This window comes from Amycolatopsis sp. NPDC059021 (assembly GCF_042739895.1).
Lineage (GTDB): Bacteria > Actinomycetota > Actinomycetes > Mycobacteriales > Pseudonocardiaceae > Amycolatopsis.
This window is the reverse complement of record NZ_JBHYIQ010000008.1, coordinates 125768-142528: the sequence shown is the minus strand read 5'-3', so window position 1 is coordinate 142528 and position 16761 is coordinate 125768. Positions and strand designations below refer to the sequence as shown.

Annotated in this window: 17 protein-coding genes and 1 riboswitch; of the genes, 9 read left to right on the top strand and 8 right to left on the bottom strand. The window is 70.2% G+C overall.

The features are described 5' to 3' along the window. Window positions 1-53 precede the first annotated feature (53 nt). Window positions 54-527, top strand: a complete 474-nt coding sequence (locus ACFWX1_RS07165; protein WP_009078856.1) for a bifunctional nuclease family protein — start codon at window positions 54-56, stop codon at window positions 525-527. 99 nt (window positions 528-626) lie between these two features. On the opposite strand, the gene ACFWX1_RS07160 is transcribed toward ACFWX1_RS07165, so the two are convergent. Beyond that, entirely contained in the window at window positions 627-1268 is a 642-nt protein-coding gene (locus tag ACFWX1_RS07160; RefSeq protein ID WP_378384709.1) for a TetR/AcrR family transcriptional regulator, read from the bottom strand. 304 nt (window positions 1269-1572) lie between these two features. On the opposite strand from ACFWX1_RS07160, the gene ACFWX1_RS07155 reads away from it, so the two are divergent. Together ACFWX1_RS07155 and gcvP are read left to right on the top strand one after the other, a co-directional pair. After that, window positions 1573-2151: a MerR family transcriptional regulator gene (locus tag ACFWX1_RS07155; protein WP_378322687.1), complete on the top strand. Its 579-nt coding sequence runs from the start codon at window positions 1573-1575 to the stop codon at window positions 2149-2151. Window positions 2152-2197: 46 nt separating this feature from the next. After that, a riboswitch (glycine riboswitch) is annotated at window positions 2198-2301 on the top strand. 456 nt (window positions 2302-2757) lie between these two features. After that, window positions 2758-5637, top strand: coding sequence for an aminomethyl-transferring glycine dehydrogenase (gene gcvP, locus ACFWX1_RS07150; protein WP_378384707.1), 2880 nt, complete (start codon window positions 2758-2760; stop codon window positions 5635-5637). 10 nt (window positions 5638-5647) lie between these two features. On the opposite strand, the gene ACFWX1_RS07145 is transcribed toward gcvP, so the two are convergent. After that, on the bottom strand, window positions 5648-6010 hold the full coding sequence (locus tag ACFWX1_RS07145; RefSeq protein WP_378384705.1) for a nuclear transport factor 2 family protein: 363 nt from the start codon (window positions 6008-6010) through the stop codon (window positions 5648-5650). A 134-nt stretch (window positions 6011-6144) separates the two neighbouring features. Between ACFWX1_RS07145 and ACFWX1_RS07140 the strand changes: the two genes are divergently transcribed. Continuing rightward, window positions 6145-6945, top strand: coding sequence for a helix-turn-helix domain-containing protein (locus ACFWX1_RS07140; protein ID WP_378384703.1), 801 nt, complete (start codon window positions 6145-6147; stop codon window positions 6943-6945). 53 nt (window positions 6946-6998) lie between these two features. Then, window positions 6999-7856, top strand: coding sequence for an aldo/keto reductase (locus ACFWX1_RS07135; protein WP_378384701.1), 858 nt, complete (start codon window positions 6999-7001; stop codon window positions 7854-7856). Here the strand turns inward: ACFWX1_RS07135 and ACFWX1_RS07130 are convergent. The 6 genes from ACFWX1_RS07130 to ACFWX1_RS07105 form a co-directional block, all read right to left on the bottom strand. Then, window positions 7843-8529, bottom strand: a complete 687-nt coding sequence (locus ACFWX1_RS07130; RefSeq protein ID WP_378384699.1) for a hypothetical protein — start codon at window positions 8527-8529, stop codon at window positions 7843-7845. The two genes, ACFWX1_RS07135 and ACFWX1_RS07130, sit on opposite strands and share 14 nt — an antisense overlap. 118 nt (window positions 8530-8647) lie before the next feature. Beyond that, complete coding sequence (locus ACFWX1_RS07125) at window positions 8648-9523, bottom strand: 3-methyladenine DNA glycosylase (protein ID WP_378384697.1); 876 nt, start codon at window positions 9521-9523, stop codon at window positions 8648-8650. After that, window positions 9520-10563, bottom strand: coding sequence for a hemolysin family protein (locus tag ACFWX1_RS07120; RefSeq protein WP_378384695.1), 1044 nt, complete (start codon window positions 10561-10563; stop codon window positions 9520-9522). The genes ACFWX1_RS07125 and ACFWX1_RS07120 overlap by 4 nt, the downstream gene beginning before the upstream one ends. Next, a complete protein-coding gene (locus ACFWX1_RS07115) occupies window positions 10560-11918 on the bottom strand; it encodes a hemolysin family protein (protein WP_378384693.1) in 1359 nt (452 codons plus the stop codon). Before ACFWX1_RS07115 ends, ACFWX1_RS07120 begins: the two co-directional genes overlap by 4 nt. A gap of 206 nt (window positions 11919-12124) precedes the next feature. After that, on the bottom strand, window positions 12125-12691 hold the full coding sequence (locus ACFWX1_RS07110) for a TIGR03086 family metal-binding protein (RefSeq protein ID WP_378384691.1): 567 nt from the start codon (window positions 12689-12691) through the stop codon (window positions 12125-12127). 47 nt (window positions 12692-12738) lie between these two features. Further along, entirely contained in the window at window positions 12739-13335 is a 597-nt protein-coding gene (locus ACFWX1_RS07105) for a TetR/AcrR family transcriptional regulator (protein ID WP_378322699.1), read from the bottom strand. A 211-nt stretch (window positions 13336-13546) separates the two neighbouring features. Between ACFWX1_RS07105 and ACFWX1_RS07100 the strand changes: the two genes are divergently transcribed. The 4 genes from ACFWX1_RS07100 to ACFWX1_RS07085 are packed head-to-tail and all read left to right on the top strand — an operon-like array spanning window position 13547 to window position 16654. Then, on the top strand, window positions 13547-13972 hold the full coding sequence (locus ACFWX1_RS07100) for a hypothetical protein (protein WP_378384689.1): 426 nt from the start codon (window positions 13547-13549) through the stop codon (window positions 13970-13972). Then, window positions 13969-14616, top strand: a complete 648-nt coding sequence (locus tag ACFWX1_RS07095; RefSeq protein WP_378384687.1) for a DUF3558 domain-containing protein — start codon at window positions 13969-13971, stop codon at window positions 14614-14616. The genes ACFWX1_RS07100 and ACFWX1_RS07095 overlap by 4 nt, the downstream gene beginning before the upstream one ends. 1 nt (window position 14617) lies before the next feature. Next, window positions 14618-15898 carry a hypothetical protein gene (locus ACFWX1_RS07090; RefSeq protein WP_378384685.1) on the top strand — a complete coding sequence of 427 codons (1281 nt, stop codon included), beginning with the start codon at window positions 14618-14620 and terminating at the stop codon, window positions 15896-15898. A 24-nt stretch (window positions 15899-15922) separates the two neighbouring features. Then, the gene (locus tag ACFWX1_RS07085) at window positions 15923-16654 is read left to right on the top strand and encodes an ESX secretion-associated protein EspG (protein ID WP_378384805.1); all 732 of its coding nucleotides are present in this window, start codon (window positions 15923-15925) and stop codon (window positions 16652-16654) included. Window positions 16655-16761: the final 107 nt, after the last annotated feature.

The window sequence follows — 16761 nt, the reverse complement described above, 5'->3', positions numbered from 1 at the left end:
GCCGACGCCGGGACAGCGTTGCGGCCCGTGCGCACGAGAGGAGGCGAAGCCCGATGAGCGAGATGCGCGTCGTCGGCGTGCGGGTGGAGCTACCCGCGAATCAGCCGATCTTGTTGCTGCGGGAGACCGAAGGCGAACGGTACCTGCCGATCTGGATCGGCTCGGTCGAGGCAACCGCCATCGCCTTGGAGCAACAAGGAGTCCGCCCCGCCCGCCCGCTCACCCACGACCTGCTCAAAGAGGTCATCGGAGCGCTCGGCCGGGAGCTCGAACAGGTCGTCATCACCGACCTCAAGGAAGGGACGTTCTTCGCCGAGCTCGTCTTCGACGGCGATATCAGGGTCTCCGCCCGCCCGAGCGACTCCGTCGCGCTCGCACTGCGGATCGGTGTCCCCATCCACGCCGTCGACGCCGTCCTCGAGGAAGCCGGCCTGATCATCCCGGACGAACAGGAGGACGAGGTCGAGAAGTTCCGCGAGTTCCTCGACTCCGTCTCCCCCGAGGATTTCCGCGGCGCCGACACCTGATCCGCGCCGCCACGCCACCGCGGGCCGCGACCTCCGCCCATCGATGCCGATGAGCGGAAGCGCGGCCCGTCGTCGTGGTGGGGGCGCTTTCCGGATCGTTCACCTCGCGGCCGGAGCGGTGGCCTTCTCGAACAGGTCGGCCACTTCGCGGCCGTAGCGGTCGATGTCGAGCGACGGGTCCGCCTTCAGCTGAGCCGCCACGCCGTCGATGGCCTGGGCGATGGACATCGCCATCACGTCGGGCGCGAAGTCACCGAAAGCGCCTTCCGCCTGTCCCTGCTTCAGCTGCCGGTACACACTCCCCACCCGCAGGTCGTTCAGCACGGGCCCGGCCATGCCCCAGCCGTCCTCGTCCTCCGCGTTCGCGGTCATCTCCGTGAGCACCCGCACACACTCCGGATAGTCACGGAGAAACGCCACCGACGTCTCGATGTGCGCCCGCAGGTTCCCCCGCCGGTCCGCGGCGTCGATCCGGCCTTCGGTCCGCTCCGCGAGGAAGCGGCTCTTCGTCTCGATCACCGTGCTCAGCACCGCCTGCATCAGCCCGGCCTTGCTGGTGAAGTGGTAGGAGATGATCCGGGTGCTGCTCAGCCCGGCGCGTTCCTTGATCCGGGCGAACGTCGTCTTCCGATAGCCGACCTGGGCCATTGTCGCGATGGTCGCGCCGATGATCTGGGCCCGGCGGGCGGCCTCGGTCACGGAGAGGCCGAGCTCCGCCTGCGTGTCAGTGTTTACTTGCATGAGTAAAAAATAACACGCACGAGTAAATCTGTCCAGCCGACCCGCTCGACGTCGGCGTCGTACGGCGAACGGACTAAAGCCTCAAGACGAACTTGAGGTCAGCCGCGCGTCGCGTTGACCGGTACCTTGCATGCGCTTACCGTCGAAGGCGGTAAATCGCCACGGTGTGATTCGACGCCGGTATGTGAACGCGGTCGTGTGAACGCGGGGGCACGAGCGTGGCGATTCATCCCGGCCGGTCCCACTCCTGGGTCCGACCGGCTTGTCGTTCGCCGGCCACCAGGTCGGGCGAGGGGAGGCACGCGTGGTCGAGGCTGGTCCTGAGAAGCAGCCTGTTCAGGTCGCCGGCGGCGAGCAGGGTGAACTGTTCCCCGACGCCTCGCTCCCGGACGAACTGGTCGGCTACCGGGGCCCCGCCGCCTGTCAGATCGCCGGGATCACCTACCGGCAGCTCGACTACTGGGCCAGGACGAAACTGGTCGCGCCGAGCATCCGCACCGCGCATGGTTCGGGATCGCAGCGGCTGTACTCGTTCAAGGACATCCTGGTCCTCAAGGTCGTGAAGCGCTTACTGGACACCGGGGTCTCGCTGCAGAACATCCGCGTCGCGGTCGATCACCTGCGGGTACGCGGGGTGCGTGATCTGGCCAAGGTGACGTTGTTCTCGGACGGCACCACGGTCTACGAGTGCACGTCGCCGGAGGAGATCGTCGATCTGCTCCAGGGCGGTCAGGGTGTGTTCGGCATCGCGGTCAGCGGAGCCATGCAGGAGATCAGCGGCACGATCCACGAGTTCCCGGCCGAGCGCGCCGACGGCGGCGAGGTCGAGTCGATGGTGCCCGACGAGCTGACTCAGCGCCGCAACGCCCGTCGCACCGGGTGACCACCGGCGCTCGAGCGGGTCAGGGTAGGCTCTGTCCCGCGGTCGACGAATCCGCGCGGGAGAGACCGGGTCATCAACAACCTTGAGCCCGGCGCCGAAGGAGCAAGTCCTCCCCGGAACCTCTCAGGCACCCTGGACCGCGCGGACGAGACGCCTCTGGAAAGTGGGTCGCCAGGACACAGCCTGGCGGCTCCGCCGAAGGTGCAAACCCGGCTCAACACACGGGTGAAACTCTCAGGCGCCCTGCGGGTACGGACAGAGTGGGGAGGGGTCCTTCGGGGTTGGGTGAGCTCTGCTCGCGGAATGCGCTCGCCGAACCCCTCCGGAGTGTCTTGTGGGGGGGGGACCCCCCCCCCCCCCCCCCCCGGGCGGGGCCCCCCCCCCCCCCCCCCCCGCCCCGCACCCGGGGGGGTTCGGGGGGGGGGGGTGCCGGGGGGGTGGGGGGCGCTGTGGTGGGGGATGGGCCTCGCCCCCCCCGGCGGGTTGTTTGTGGGGGGGGCCACCCCCCCCACCCCGCCCGGCGGGCTTCGCCCCCGGACCCCCACCGTGGTCCCCTTCTGTTCTAGAGTCGGGTTGGGCAGGCACCGCCCTTCGGAGGAGGCAGGCGTGGAACCGTCTCTCGCCGAGCTGGAGCAGGGAATTCCCTTCGCTGACAGGCACATCGGTCCCGGGCCGGACGAACTGTCCCGCATACTCGATGTCGTCGGCGTCGCTTCGCTCGAGGAGCTGGCCGAGCGCGCGGTCCCCGGTTCGCTGCGGGCCTCGGCCCAGGCCCCGGAACTGCCACCTGCTGCCACGGAAGCCCAGGCGCTGGCGGAACTGCGGGCGCTCGCCGCGCGCAACCGGCCGATGGTCCAGATGATCGGCCTCGGGTACCACGACACGATCACCCCGCCGGTGATCCGCCGGAACCTCTTCGAGAATCCCGCCTGGTACACGGCTTACACGCCGTACCAGCCGGAGATTTCCCAAGGCCGCCTGGAAGCGCTGCTCAACTTCCAGACGATGACCGCGGATCTCACCGGTCTGCCGATCGCGAACGCGTCGATGCTCGACGAGGCGACCGCCGCGGCCGAGGCGATGACCCTGGTCCGTCGCGCCACCCGCTCGAAGTCCGCGCGGTTCGTCGTCGACGAGGACACCCTGCCGCAGACCATCGAGGTGCTGCGTACCCGCGCGGAGCCGCTCGGCATCGAACTGGTCGTCACCGATCTGTCCCAGGGCATCACCGGGCTCGGCCTCGGCGGTGACTTCTTCGGCATTCTGTTGAGCTACCCCGGCGCGTCCGGCGCGGTGCGCGAGCTGGACCCGGTGATCGCCGAGGCGAAGGCGCTCGGCGCCGCCGTCGTGGTGGCCGCCGACCCGCTCGCGCTCACCCTCCTGCGCTCGCCGGGCGAACTCGGCGCGGACGTCGCGATCGGTTCGGCGCAGCGGTTCGGCGTCCCGATGGGCTTCGGCGGGCCGCACGCCGCGTACCTTGCTGTCCGCAAGGGACTCGAACGGCAGGTCCCGGGCAGGCTCGTCGGCGTCTCGGTCGACGCCGACGGCGCGCGGGCGTATCGGCTCGCGCTGCAGACCCGTGAGCAGCACATCCGCCGCGAGAAGGCGACGTCCAACATCTGCACCGCGCAGGTGCTGCTCGCCGTGATGGCCGCGATGTACGCGGTGTACCACGGTCCGGAAGGATTGCGGGCCATCGCGCATCGCGCCCATCGCATGGCCACGGTGTTCGCCGCCGGGCTCGCCGAGGGCGGCATCGAGATGCGCCACGGCGAGTTCTTCGACACGGTGACCGCGGTCGTGCCGGGCCAGGCGGCGGCGATCGTGGCGGCCGCGCGCGACCTCGGGGTGAACCTCCGGCTCGTGGACGCGGACCACGTCGGCGTCGCCTGCGACGAGACCACGACGCGCGAACGGCTTTCGTTGGTGTGGAAGGCTTTCGGGGTCACTGTGTCCGATGTGGACTCGCTGGACGCGGACACCGCCGACGCGCTGCCCGTGCCGCTGCGGCGGACGGGGGAGTACCTGACCCATCCGGTGTTCCACACGCATCGCTCGGAAACCGCGCTGCTGCGGTACCTGCGTTCGCTGGCGGACAAGGACCTGGCGCTGGACCGGAGCATGATCCCGCTCGGCTCCTGCACGATGAAGCTCAACGCCGCCGCGGAGATGGAACCCGTCAGCTGGCCCGAATTCGCCGGGCTGCACCCGTTCGCGCCCGCCGAGGACGCCGCGGGTCTGCTCTCTGTGGTGTCCGATCTGGAGGGTTGGCTGGCGCGGATCACCGGCTATGACAAGGTTTCGCTGCAACCGAACGCCGGAAGCCAGGGCGAGTTCGCCGGCCTGCTGGCGATTCGTGCCTACCATCGTTCCCGTGGCGAGGACGCTCGCGACGTCTGCCTGATCCCGGCCAGTGCCCACGGCACCAACGCCGCCAGCGCGGTGATGGCCGGGATGCGCGTCGTCGTGGTGCGGTGCGACGAGGGCGGCAACATCGACCTCGCGCATCTGAAGTCCACTGTGGACGAACACGCCGCCGACCTCGCGGCGATCATGCTCACCTACCCGTCCACCCACGGCGTCTACGAGGACACCGTCGGCGAGGTCTGCGGTCTGGTGCACGACGCGGGCGGCCAGGTGTACGTCGACGGGGCGAACCTCAACGCGCTCATCGGGCTGGCGCAGTTCGGCCGGTTCGGCGCCGACGTCTCGCATCTCAACCTGCACAAGACCTTCTGCATCCCGCACGGCGGTGGCGGGCCCGGTGTCGGCCCGATCGGCGTCCGGGAGCACCTCGCGTCGTTCCTGCCGAACCATCCGCTGCAGCCCGCCGCCGGTCCGGCCACCGGCGTCGGCCCGATCAGCGCGGCACCGTGGGGCAGCGCGTCGATCCTGCCGATCTCGTGGGCCTACGTGCGGATGATGGGCGACGAAGGCCTGCGCCGCGCCACGCTGACCGCGGTGGCGAACGCGAACTATGTTGCCCGCCGTCTCGGCGAGCACTACCCGGTGCTCTACGCGGGACACGACGGGCTCGTCGCCCACGAGTGCATCCTCGACCTGCGCGGGATCACGAAACGCACCGGTGTCACGGTGGACGACGTCGCGAAGCGGCTGGCCGACTACGGCCTGCACGCGCCGACGATGTCGTTCCCGGTCGCGGGCACGCTGATGGTCGAGCCCACCGAGAGCGAGGACCTCGGCGAACTCGACCGGTTCTGCGCCGCGATGATCGCGATCCGCGGCGAGATCGACCGGGTGGCGGCGGGGGAGTGGCCCCTGGAGGACAGCCCGCTCCGCAACGCCCCGCACACCGCCCGCTGTATCACCGGCGAGTGGACCCGCCCCTACTCGCGCGAACTCGCCGTCTTCCCGGCAGGTCCTTCGCCGGCGAAGGCGTGGCCCCCGGTGCGCCGCATCGACGGCGCCACCGGTGACCGCAACCTCGTCTGCTCCTGCCCACCCCCAGACGCCTTCGCGGACTGACGCGAGTTCGTCAGCCGGGCTGCTTGTCCAGGAAGCCGTGCACCTTCGCGATCCGGCCGTCCGCCAGCTCGACGACGTCGAAGCCGATGACCACCGGCTCCTCGGCGCCGGGTGCGCCGAGGTACCACTGGAACCGGGCGAGGTCGTGGTGCGCGTCGGCCTCGGCGGGCAGGCTGAACACCAGCCCGGCGAACTGCGCCTGCGCCCCGCCGATGAAGCCGTCGATGCCGTCGTGCCCCTCCACAGCGGCCAGCGGGTCGGTGTACCGGGCGTCCTCGGTGAAGACGTCCGCGATCAGCGCGCGCCTGCGGGCCGGGTCGGTCTCGTTCCACACGGCGATGTACTGCTCGACGATGTGCTGGACGTCCGACATGGGATCCCTCTTTTCGTTACCGGACAACGCTTTCGTCGTCCTCGATGACGCAAAGCCTGCCCGGTGCGGGTGCGGCGCGTCGATTACCCGGGAGGTAATGGCGGCGCCGCGGCGGGCCCCGTAGCGTCGGCGTCGTGACTACTCCCGTGAAGGTGGGCGAGCTACTGCGGCAATGGCGGGACCGCCGCCGGATCAGCCAGCTCGACCTGGCGATCTCGGCGGACATTTCGACCCGCCATCTGAGCTTCGTGGAGACCGGCCGGTCCCGTCCCAGCCGCGACATGGTGCTGCGCCTCGGCGAGCATCTCGACGTCCCGCTGCGCGAGCGCAACCAGCTGCTGCTGGCGGCCGGGTACGCGCCGGCGTACGGCGAGAGCGAGCTCGGCGACCCCGAGATGGCGGCGGTCCGCGAGGCGGTCCGGCTGCTGTTGAAGGGGCACGAGCCCTATCCGGCCGCGGTCGTGGACCGCGCCTGGAACCTCGTCGACGCGAACGCGAGCCTCGGGATCTTCACCGAGCAGGTGGCACCCGAACTGCTGGTGCCGCCCGCCAACGTGCTGCGCGCGACGCTGCACCCGGACGGGATGGCGCCGCACGTGCTCAACCTGGGGGAATGGCGGGCCCACCTGCTCAGCCGGTTGCGGGGCCAGGTCACGCAGACCGCCGATCCGGCGCTCGCCGCACTGCTGGAGGAACTGCGCGGCTATCCGTGCGACCAGCCGGTGCCCGAGGTGGAGGTGCCCGGCCCCGGCGACATCTTCGTCCCGCTGCGGTTCTGCCACCGGGGCACCGAGCTGGCTTTCTTCAGCACGGTCGCCACGTTCGGCACGCCACTCGACGTGACCGTCGCGGAACTCGTCATCGAGTCGTTCTTTCCGGCGAATCCCGACACCGCGGCGTATCTGCGCGACTGGGCGGCCGCCGAAGTGCGATGATCGGGTGCGGAACTCCCCGCAGCAGCCGATGACGCAGTGAGGATCACCCCTTCATGGCCCTGTCGCCCCTGCTCGCCCTGACCGACGACGTCCGCATCCCGCAGCTCGGTTTCGGTGTCTGGCGGGTGCCCGCCTCGGACGCCACGAAGGTGGTCCGCACCGCCATCGACGCCGGCTACCGCGCCATCGACACCGCCGCGGCCTACGGCAACGAGTCCGAGGTCGGCGCCGCCATCGCCGGCTGTGGTGTCCCGCGCGAGGAACTGTTCGTCACGACGAAGCTGTGGAACGCCGACCACGGCTACGACGCCGCCCTGCGCGCGTTCGACCGCAGCATGGCCGCGCTCGGGCTGGACCGGCTCGACCTCTACCTCATCCACTGGCCGCTGCCGAAACGCGGCACCGCCGTGGACACCTGGCGGGCACTGGTGAAGCTGCGCGACGACGGCCGGGTCCGCGCGATCGGCGTGTCGAACTTCCAGGTCCCGCATCTGCGCGAGCTGATCGACGCGACCGGTGTCGTGCCCTCGGTCAACCAGATCGAGCTGCATCCCTGGCTCCAGCAGGTCGCGCTGCGGGAGTTCCACGCCGAGCACGGCATCCTCACCGAGGCGTGGAGCCCGCTCGCGAAGGGGCGGCTGCTCGGGGACGAGGCGGTCACCGCGCTCGCCGCGAAGTACGGCAAGAGCCCGGCCCAGATCGTGCTGCGGTGGCATCTGCAGCAGGGCACGGTGGTGATCCCGAAGTCGGCGACCCCGGCGCGGATCCGGGAGAACCTGGACGTGTTCGACTTCGAGCTGGCCGAGGACGACCTGGCCGTGCTGGGGGAGCTGGACAACGGCACCCGGACCGGGCCGGACCCGGACACCTTCGACCTGACCTCGGCGCTGGGCGACGTCAGGCGGCCTTGATCCCCGCCGCCGCGAAGTCGGCCTGCTGCGCGGGCTGCTTGAGGTACTCCCGGAACGTCTGCGCGGCGCGCTGCTGGATGTCGTCGGCGGCCTTGCCGCCCAGGCAGATGAACGGGTAGTCGGCGGAGCGCGCGGTGGCGACGGACTGCGCGGGCGAGCTGATGAGCTCGGGCTTGGCCGTGGTCAGCTCGCTGACCCAGTAGCCGGACTCGGGCAGCCACGCGGCGGGCAGGCCGCCGATCGCGTCGACGTTGGTGCGGCCGGTCAGCGCGTCGAGCACCTGCGCGGACGGCATCGATTCGACGGTGACGTGGATGCAGCGGCCGTGCACGACGGTGGCCGCCTGGTTCCACTTCGCCGCGGCCTGGGTCACCGGCTGCGCGGCGCTGGGGGTGACGAGGACGCGGAGGTCGGAGGTCCCGCCCGCGCAGCTGGCCGCCTCGGCCTCGGCCCTGCTGTTGAGGAGACCGTCGGCCCAGTTCCAGCCGAACACGCCCAGCGCGACGAGCGCGGCCAGTACGACGGCCGCGATCGGCCACTTCGCGATGCGGCGGCGCGGAGCCTTCTTGCCGACGATGCGATGCGAACCGGTGGTCTCACTGCGGCCCGCGGCCCGCTTCGGTGGGTCCAGGGGATGCGGCACCGGCTCCTCGGGCAGGCTGTGACGCCCCATCGTTGTCCTTTCGAAACGCGCGCACACGCGCTGCTACGCAACCAAATCGTTATCACTCTAACAGGTGAGCTGTGAGGCGGGAATAATGTGACTCACAGTTGGTTCGCCCGTACTAAATTCACCTTGACGAAGTGAGTAATTCCTCGCAGTGCGCGATCAGCCGGGTACGCAGCGGGGCCGCCCGGCGGGCGAATTCCGCCTGCGCACGGGCGTATTCGGCCCGTCCTTCGGCGGTCTCGATCCGCACCGGCGCGTACCCGAACCCGGAAAGGTCGTACGGGCTCGCGCGCATGTCCAGTTCCCGGATGTCGGCGGCCAGCAGGAAACAGTCGGCGATCAGTTCCGCGCCGACGAACGGGTCCAGTTTGTAGCCCCATTTGAAGAGATCCATGTTGGCGTGCAGACAGCCGGGCTGTTCGAGTTCGACCTGGGTCTCGCGGGTCGGCGTGAGCTGGTTGCGGGGGCGCGCGGGCCCGGTGAAGAAGCGGAACGCGTCGAAGTGCCCGCACCGGATGTCGAGTGATTCGACGACCGCGTCCGTCCCCGGCGAGCCGAGCCGCAACGGCAGCTGGGCGTGCCGGACCCGGTCGGCGGGCTCGCGGTAGACCATCGCCCACTCGTGCAGCCCGAAACAGCTGAGCCGGGGTGCCCGGGACGCGGTGGCGGTGAGCAGCCGCCGGACGAACTCCGCCGTCCGCGCCTTGGACTCGGTGAAGCCGGACGGGTCGAGGCACACGCCGTCGGCCGTCTCGACGTAGCCCTTGCGGTCGAGGAAGCGCCGCGCCGCGTCCCCGGCGAGCACGACACCGGGGCCCGGCTGCCAGCGTTCGAGATGGGCCGGGCGATAGGAGTAGTAGCTGAACAGGAAGTCCAGCACCGGGTGCTTCTCGCCGCGGGCCCGGCGTTCCTGGTGCGGGACGGTCCAGGCCCGCATGCGCTCGACGTGGTCACGCTCCCGCGCCAGCCAGTCGGCCTCGGGGAGCACGAGCGTCATACGCCCACGTGGGTGCCGTCGCGGACGGTCCCCACGTATTCCTCGACGAGGTCTTCCAGCGCGACGACGCCGACGGCGGCGCCGTTCGCGTCGAGCGCACGGGCGAGGTGGCTGCCTTCCGCGCGCATCGCCGAGAGCGCGACGTCGAGCCGCGCGTCGGCGCGCAGTTCGGTGAGCGGCCGCGTCTTGGCCGGGGGCACCTCGCTCGACGGATCGTCGCCGAGCAGGTCCAGCACGTCCTTGACGTGGAGATACCGCGTGAGCGAGCCGTCGTCGGCGCAGACGGGGAACCGGGAGAACCCGGTCGAGGACACCGCGCGTTCCACGTCCCCGAGGGTAGGAGCACACGGCAGCGTGGTGAGCTGCGCGGTCGGCACCAGGACGTCGGCGACGGTCTTCTGCACCGAGGACAACGTCTGCGAGAGCCGCTGGTGCTCGGACTGCTCCAGCAGGCCCTCCCGCCGCGACTCGCTCAGCAGCTCGGCCAGTTCGTCGGAGGTGTAGGCGGTCTCGAGCTCGTCCTTCGGCTCGACCCGCACCAGCCGCAGCAGGGCGTTGGAGACATGGTTCAGCAGCCAGATGAACGGATTGGCGATCTTGACCCACGCCACGTGCACCGGCACCAGCCACAACGCGAGCCGCTCGGGCTCGGCGATGGCGAGGTTCTTCGGCACCATCTCGCCGATCATCACGTGCAGCACGGTGATGAAGGCGAGCGCGATCGCGAACGAGATCGGGTGCAGCAGCGCCATCGGCAGCCCGATGAGGTCGAAGAAGCCGGACAGCCGGTGCGCGACGGCGGGTTCCCCGAGCCGCCCGAGCAGCAGCGAGCAGATCGTGATCCCCAGCTGCGCGCCCGCGAGCATCTGCGAGACGTTGCGGCTCGCGTTGATCACGGTCTGCGCGCGCGTCTTGCCCTGTTCGAGCAGGGCTTCCAGCCGGTCACGCCGCGACGAGATGAGGGTGAACTCGGCGCCGACGAAGAAAGCGTTGGCCAGCAACAGAACCACGACGAGAGCGATGTTCAGCCAGTCGTTCATCGGGCCATCGCCTCCTGCTCGGTCCCTGTCCCGGTGGGGGCGGTGTTTTCGACGGGACGCACCTCGACCTCGGCGATGCGGTGGCGGTCCATGGTGGTGACGGTGAGCCGCCAGCCGTCGACCTCGACGGTGTCGCCGGGCGACGGGATCCGGCCCAGCCGCTCGAGGATCAGGCCGGCGATCGTCTCGTAGTCGCCATCGGGCATGTGGAACCCGGTGACGTCGGTGACCTCGTCCGCGCGCAGCTGCCCGGACACCATCCAGCTGTCGGCGTCCAGCTGCTGCGCGGCGGGTGCCTCCCGCTCGTCGTGTTCGTCGCGGACGTCGCCGATGATCTCCTCGACGACGTCCTCCAGCGTGACCAGCCCGGCGGTGCCGCCGTACTCGTCGACGACGATCGCGAGCTGGAAACGGGAGTCGCGGAGCTTCGTCAGGAGCGCGTCCCCGGACAGGGATTCCGGCACCGTCGGCACGTCCTGCATCACGTCGCCGATCCGCACCTCGCCGCGTCCGGCGGCGGGCACGGTGAACGCCTGCTTGACGTGGACCGCGCCCTGCACGTCGTCGAGATCCTCGGTGTAGACCGGGAAACGCGAGAATCCGGTACGCCGCGAGATCTCGATGAGGTCGCTGATCGTGTCGTCGACGGTCAGCGATTCCGCCTGCACGCGCGGGGTCATCAGCTCCTCGGCGGTTCGCTCGCCGAAGCGGAGCGACTTGCCGAGCAGTTCCGCGGTCGCCGTGTCGAGCGTGCCGCTTTCGGCGCTGGAGCGCACGATCGAGCCGAGCTCCTGCGGCGAGCGCGCGGACCGCAGCTCTTCCTGCGGCTCGACGCCGAACTTGCGCACGACGAAGTTGGCGCTGTTGTTGAGCAGCGTGATGAGCCAGCGGAACAGCGACGAGAACCGCGAGTGGTAGCCGGCGACCGCGCGGGCGGTCTGCAGCGGCCGCGCGATCGCGAGGTTCTTCGGGACCATTTCGCCGAGGATCATCGACAGCGAGGTCGCGAGGACCAGCGAGACGGCGAGCGAGACGCCGCCCGCCACGCCGGAGGACAGGCCGAAGGCGCGGAACAGCGGCTCCAGCAGCTGGCCGATGAGCGGTTCGGCGAGATATCCGGTGACCAGGGTGGTCAGGGTGATCGCGACCTGGGCACCGGAGAGCTGGAAGGACAGCGAGCGGTGCGCCTTCTGCACGATGTGCGAGCGCTTGTCGCCGACCTGGCGGACGTTCGCCTCGACCGTGCTGCGTTCGAGCGCGGTCAGCGAGAACTCCGCGGCCACGGCGAGACCGGTGCCGATGGTCAGCAGGACGAAGAGGATGACGCCGAGGACGGCGAGCAGGATCTGGATCATTCCGCACCAGCCGGAACGGCGGGGGAAAGCGCTATGGAACAGCCGGGCCGGTCACCCGGCTCGGTACTGTCACCGGGTGACTGTGCGTCGCGCACCTTGAGTGGTCACTCCTAGCCATGAATGAGGGTTGTACTGCGGCGATGCCCCCATCTTAACGTGTCCTTGGCGCCGATCGGGTGCTTGTGCCGCGTGGCGGCGGTCTCCGCTCAGCGCGGATCGCGGCCGAGCAGCGCGATGAGCCGGGTCGGCGCGCCCGCGGCGCGGCCGACCGGGACCGGCGGGTCGAAGATCCCGATGCCCTGCCAGGTGTCGACCATCGGGCGCAGGATGTCGAGCAGCCGCTCCGCGAGCGGCGCCGGGACCGGGTTCGGCAGGCCGAGCGCGGTGGCCAGGTCCCAGCCGTGCACGGCGAGGTCGATGGTCATCTGCCAGCCGTACTCCTCGGCCGGGATCAGCCCGCTGGAGACGTGCACCGTGCGGCGCAGTGTCCCCGGCCGCGTCCACGCCTCGCGAGCGGCGGCCGAGGAGGACTCCCACGCGCCGACCGGATCGTCCCCGAGCACGTCACCGTCGAACCGGTCGCCGACCTCGTCGAGCGTCGCGCCGTCGAGCAGGTGAGGTGCCCAGAGCTGCTCGTTCACCAAGTGGTTGACCAGATCGCGCACCGACCACTCGGTGCACGGGGTCGGCCTGTCCCAGTCCTGCTCGCCGACGGCGTGGACGGCGTCGTCGAACACCCGCCGGGCCTGCTCGTGCGCGTCGAGGAGATCCACGGCCCCATTTGACCACGTTCGCGGGGAGGAACGCCGGGTGGGTGAGGTCAGGAGGAGTGGTCCGCGATCCCGGTCCGGTGCCGCCGCACGGTCTCCTCGACCAGGTCGAGCACGGGGCCGAGGTCGTCGCCGGGCAGGCCCATCGCCAGGTGGGAGACCAGCCCCTCCAGCACCAGTTCGAGGAAGGCGGTCAGCACCTGGACGTCCACGTCGTCCCGCAGATTGCCGGCGTCGCGCTGCCGCTGGAGCCGCTGCCGGGTCGCGGTGGTCAGCTGCTCGGAGCGCTCGGCCCAGCGGGCCCGGAACTCCGGGTCGGTCCGCAGCCGCCGCGAAACCTCCAGCCGGGTGCCGAGCCAGTCGGCCGGATGTTCGGTGTCCCCGGCCAGCAGATCGCGCATGACCTGCACGAGGCCCTGCTCGGCGACCACGTCGGCCATGCGCACGGCGTCGTCCTCGGCCAGCGCGAGGAAGAGCGATTCCTTGTCGCGGAAGTGATGGAAGATGGCGCCGCGGGAGAGCCCGGTGGCTTCCTCCAGGCGCCGGACCGTGGCACCTTCGTACCCGTACCGTGCGAAGCACACACGGGAACCGTCGAGGATCTGGCGCCGTCTTGCGTCGAGGTGATCCTGGCTTACCCGTGGCATCCTGAAATCCTGACACTCGGGACGGGGATATCGCAATCCGTACGTACGTCTTGTGACACCTGTCCTGTCATTCGGACGCGTTCGGGGGAACCCGCGCGACCTCGCCCACGTCGGAGTGTTCGTCCGGTGTCTTGCTGACACGATGTCGGCCGTTTGGCTAGTCTTTGCCTATCGTGTTTGCCCATTGTGGCCGGACAGCACGGTGCGTGACGTGGTGAGGAAGGTGGGGGCGTTGATCATCGGTGAGGCCGGGCGGGCCGCCCAGGCCGTCTGGGGCATCGAGCCGGGGCAGAACGGCAAGGTGTACGGCGGTGGCGGTTCCGGCAAGGGCGGCAGGTTCGAGATGGACCCCGCCGAGCTCAAGGCCGTCATCGGTCTCTGGGAGGACCAGCTCAAGAAGATCACCGAAGACGGCCAGAAGATCAAGACCATCATCCGCAGCATGCGACCACCCGCCGAGGACACCGCGAGTGGGAGCTATGTGTCCACGGGAAATGATTCCCTGTCCGCCTTGCAAGCCCAGAACGACTCGATGAAGAAGTACGTTCAGCTGTATCTCGAGAAGCTCAGGGAAGCACAGGGCAAGACCGTCAAGACCGACCAGGCACTGGGCGGCCCGTTCACCCAGGCGACGTGATCGTGCGGAACACAGTGACCCGGTCGGTACTGGGGGCGGCCGCGGTGTCGATCTGTCTGGGGGCGTCGGCCTGCTCGACGCAGACTCCAGGTACGGCGACACCCGCTCCCGGCGGCAGTGGGAAGCCCTCGTCTTCACGCGCGGCGGACCCGAACGTGCCGAAGGTGTCCCAACCCCTCAGTGTGGCGAAGTACGAGAGTGATCCATGCCAGACCATCCCGCAGTCCGTGTTGACTGCGTTGCGGTACACGGATCCCGGCAAGGTACAGCCGCGTGACAACTCGCCAGCGGGAGAAGTGGGACCGAGTTGCGGGTGGGTGATCGGCGCGGAGGGCTTGGGGCTGCAGGTCATCCTGGAAACCGGTAACCGGGACAAGGGCATCGGCGGGATCGCGGGTCAATACACCGGTAAACGCATGGGGCAGCTGGGATTCGTCATCCCGGCTCCTGATGTCGACGGTTACCCGGCGGTGTACGCCGATCTGAAGGATCGCCGGGCCGAGGGGAACTGCAGTCTCGTGGTCGGGATCGCCGACGATCTCGTGTTTTCGGTCGGCGCAGAGGGCTACAAGGGCGAGCAGGATTCGTGCAGGGTCGCACAGCAGGCCGCTTCGGCGGTCATCAAGACACTCAAGGGGGCCTGACGTGGACGGCAAGGCGATCTACGAGAACTTCACGAAGGGCAACACGGTCGGGCTGAGAGACGCCGCGCGGGGCGTCGCCGAGCTTCAGGCGGCGTACAAGGAGCGCGCGGAGAGCATCAAGGCGTTGCAGGGCCGGATGCGGAAGGCGTGGACCGGTGACGCCGCGGACGCCGCGAACGCGGGGGCGGGACCGCTCGAACAGGCCTTCTTCGACACCGCCGGCCCCCTGGACACGACGACCGCGTCGGTGGAGGCCCAGGCGAGCAGTTTCGACGCGTCCGGGCACGCGGTGGTGGAGGTCCCGCCGAAGCCGGACAAGCCGAATCCCTGGACCACCGGCCTGAAGGCGGCGATCCCGATCGCGGGACCGTCGATGGCGATGAACGACGTCACCTCGTACCAGAAGAGCATGCAGAAGTACAACGCTGCCAACGAGAACAACGTCCGCGTCATGGACCAGTACAGCAACGTCACGTCGAGCACGAAGTCCGCGCTCCCGACCGACTACGGCCTTCTGCAGTCCGACGGCGCCGCGATCTCGGTGAAGGAGCCGACGCCGCCCGGCCACGTCCAGCCGTTGCCCGGCAAGACGTCGCGGACAACGAAGCGCGGCGGGAACGAGCAGACGACGTCGAGCAGTCACGTGCCGGGGCAGACCTCGGGGGACCAGATCGGGGGTAAGCCGACCACACCGTCCGGCACGGACCGGCCCGGGGACACCGGTGGCACGGGCGGCACCGGGGGAACGGGCGGCACCGGTCGTCCCGGCGGCAGGGACGAGACGACGACGCCGACGGGATCCCGGCCGGGCCGGACCGGGGTCCTGCCGCCGACCGGCGTCACCGGACGGAAGCCCGTGGGTGACAGCGAGCGGTCCGAATCGACGCTGACGGGGCTGCTCACCACGCAGGGCCCGAACACCACCGGGTTCGGCAGCGGTGTCGAGGAGCCCGGCACGGGAGGCGGCCGCGGTAGCGGCAACGCGGGGAGCCGTCTGCTCGGCGGTGACGGCCGCGGCGGCGTCGGCGAGAACGCGCGCGGGCTCGGTGGGGGACGGGGCTCGGGTGTCGGCGGCATTGGCAACGCGGCGGCTTCGGAGGCCGCCGCGGCGAGGGCGGCCGGTGGCCGGGGCAGCGGCCCGATGGGTCCGATGGGGCCGCACGGCCGCGGCGAGCGCGAGGAGGACGAGGAGCACCAGCGCCCCGATTTCCTGATCGAGCCGGATCCGGACTCGCTGTTCGGGACCGACCAGAAGACGAGTCCGCCGGTCATCGGCGAGTAGGAGGCAGTGGTGGCGACGGGCCGGGTGGACGTGCCGGTCGAGGCGCTCGCGGCGCTGGCCGAACGCGAGCAGATCGGCCGGTTGCACCTGACGTTGCGGCCGGACCCGATCTGGCTCTCCGACGAAGCGCGGGCGGAGGCCGACAAGCGCATCGACGCCGCGCTGGCCGAGGCGGGGCTGGTCGACACGCACGGCCGCACGCTCGTCGACTTCCTCGACTGGCTGCCGCTGCTGGTGAAGCCCGCCCGGGAGTTCTACGGCTGGATCGGCACCGGCGAGCGGACCTACGGCGTGCTGGCGGCGACGCGGGGACTGCAGGCCGTGCTCGCGGTGTCCGACGGCGAATGGGTCGGCGTGCAGGAGATCGACCGGCGCAGGCTGGCCGAGTCCCTCGTGGAGCAGCTCCCGCCACTCGGCCCCGGTGGCGGGAATCCGCGCTCCGTAAGGGTTTTCGACCTGCACGAGGCCGCCCGGCGAGGGGAGGACGCGTATCCGCTCGAGCCCGCGATCGCCGACGTCGTGAAGCTGGTGCAACGGCCTGTCGCGGGCAGCGGTGAGCTGTATGCGGGGCAACGGGACGAGGTCGGGCGGTACACCTGCCTCGACCAGCCCCTGCACTACGCGGACACCGACTGGGGCCGCTACCTCAGCTACACCACGGGCGAGGGCGACGACGCCGTGATCCACATCGGACCCGCCGGGCCCCGCGAGCTCGCCGAAACACTCCGGGAACTCGCCGGGACGCTGCCGGGCTGACCCCAGTGAGGTTCTCTCACTGAGAGGGTGTGCCAGGGCGGGCGCCGCGAGGACGTGGGGGGGCGGGGCCGGGGGGCGGCCGGAGCGGACAAGAAACAACAGCGAGA

Coding starts and splice junctions, on each gene's coding strand:
- ACFWX1_RS07115 (WP_378384693.1), bottom strand. CDS start 11,918: ATGATCCAGATCCTGCTCGCCGTCCTCGGCGTCATCCTCTTCGTCCTG.
- ACFWX1_RS07160 (WP_378384709.1), bottom strand. CDS start 1,268: ATGCAAGTAAACACTGACACGCAGGCGGAGCTCGGCCTCTCCGTGACC.
- ACFWX1_RS07105 (WP_378322699.1), bottom strand. CDS start 13,335: ATGCCACGGGTAAGCCAGGATCACCTCGACGCAAGACGGCGCCAGATC.
- ACFWX1_RS07130 (WP_378384699.1), bottom strand. CDS start 8,529: ATGGGGCGTCACAGCCTGCCCGAGGAGCCGGTGCCGCATCCCCTGGAC.
- ACFWX1_RS07135 (WP_378384701.1), top strand. CDS start 6,999: ATGGCCCTGTCGCCCCTGCTCGCCCTGACCGACGACGTCCGCATCCCG.
- ACFWX1_RS07145 (WP_378384705.1), bottom strand. CDS start 6,010: ATGTCGGACGTCCAGCACATCGTCGAGCAGTACATCGCCGTGTGGAAC.
- ACFWX1_RS07125 (WP_378384697.1), bottom strand. CDS start 9,523: ATGACGCTCGTGCTCCCCGAGGCCGACTGGCTGGCGCGGGAGCGTGAC.
- ACFWX1_RS07120 (WP_378384695.1), bottom strand. CDS start 10,563: ATGAACGACTGGCTGAACATCGCTCTCGTCGTGGTTCTGTTGCTGGCC.
- ACFWX1_RS07165 (WP_009078856.1), top strand. CDS start 54: ATGAGCGAGATGCGCGTCGTCGGCGTGCGGGTGGAGCTACCCGCGAAT.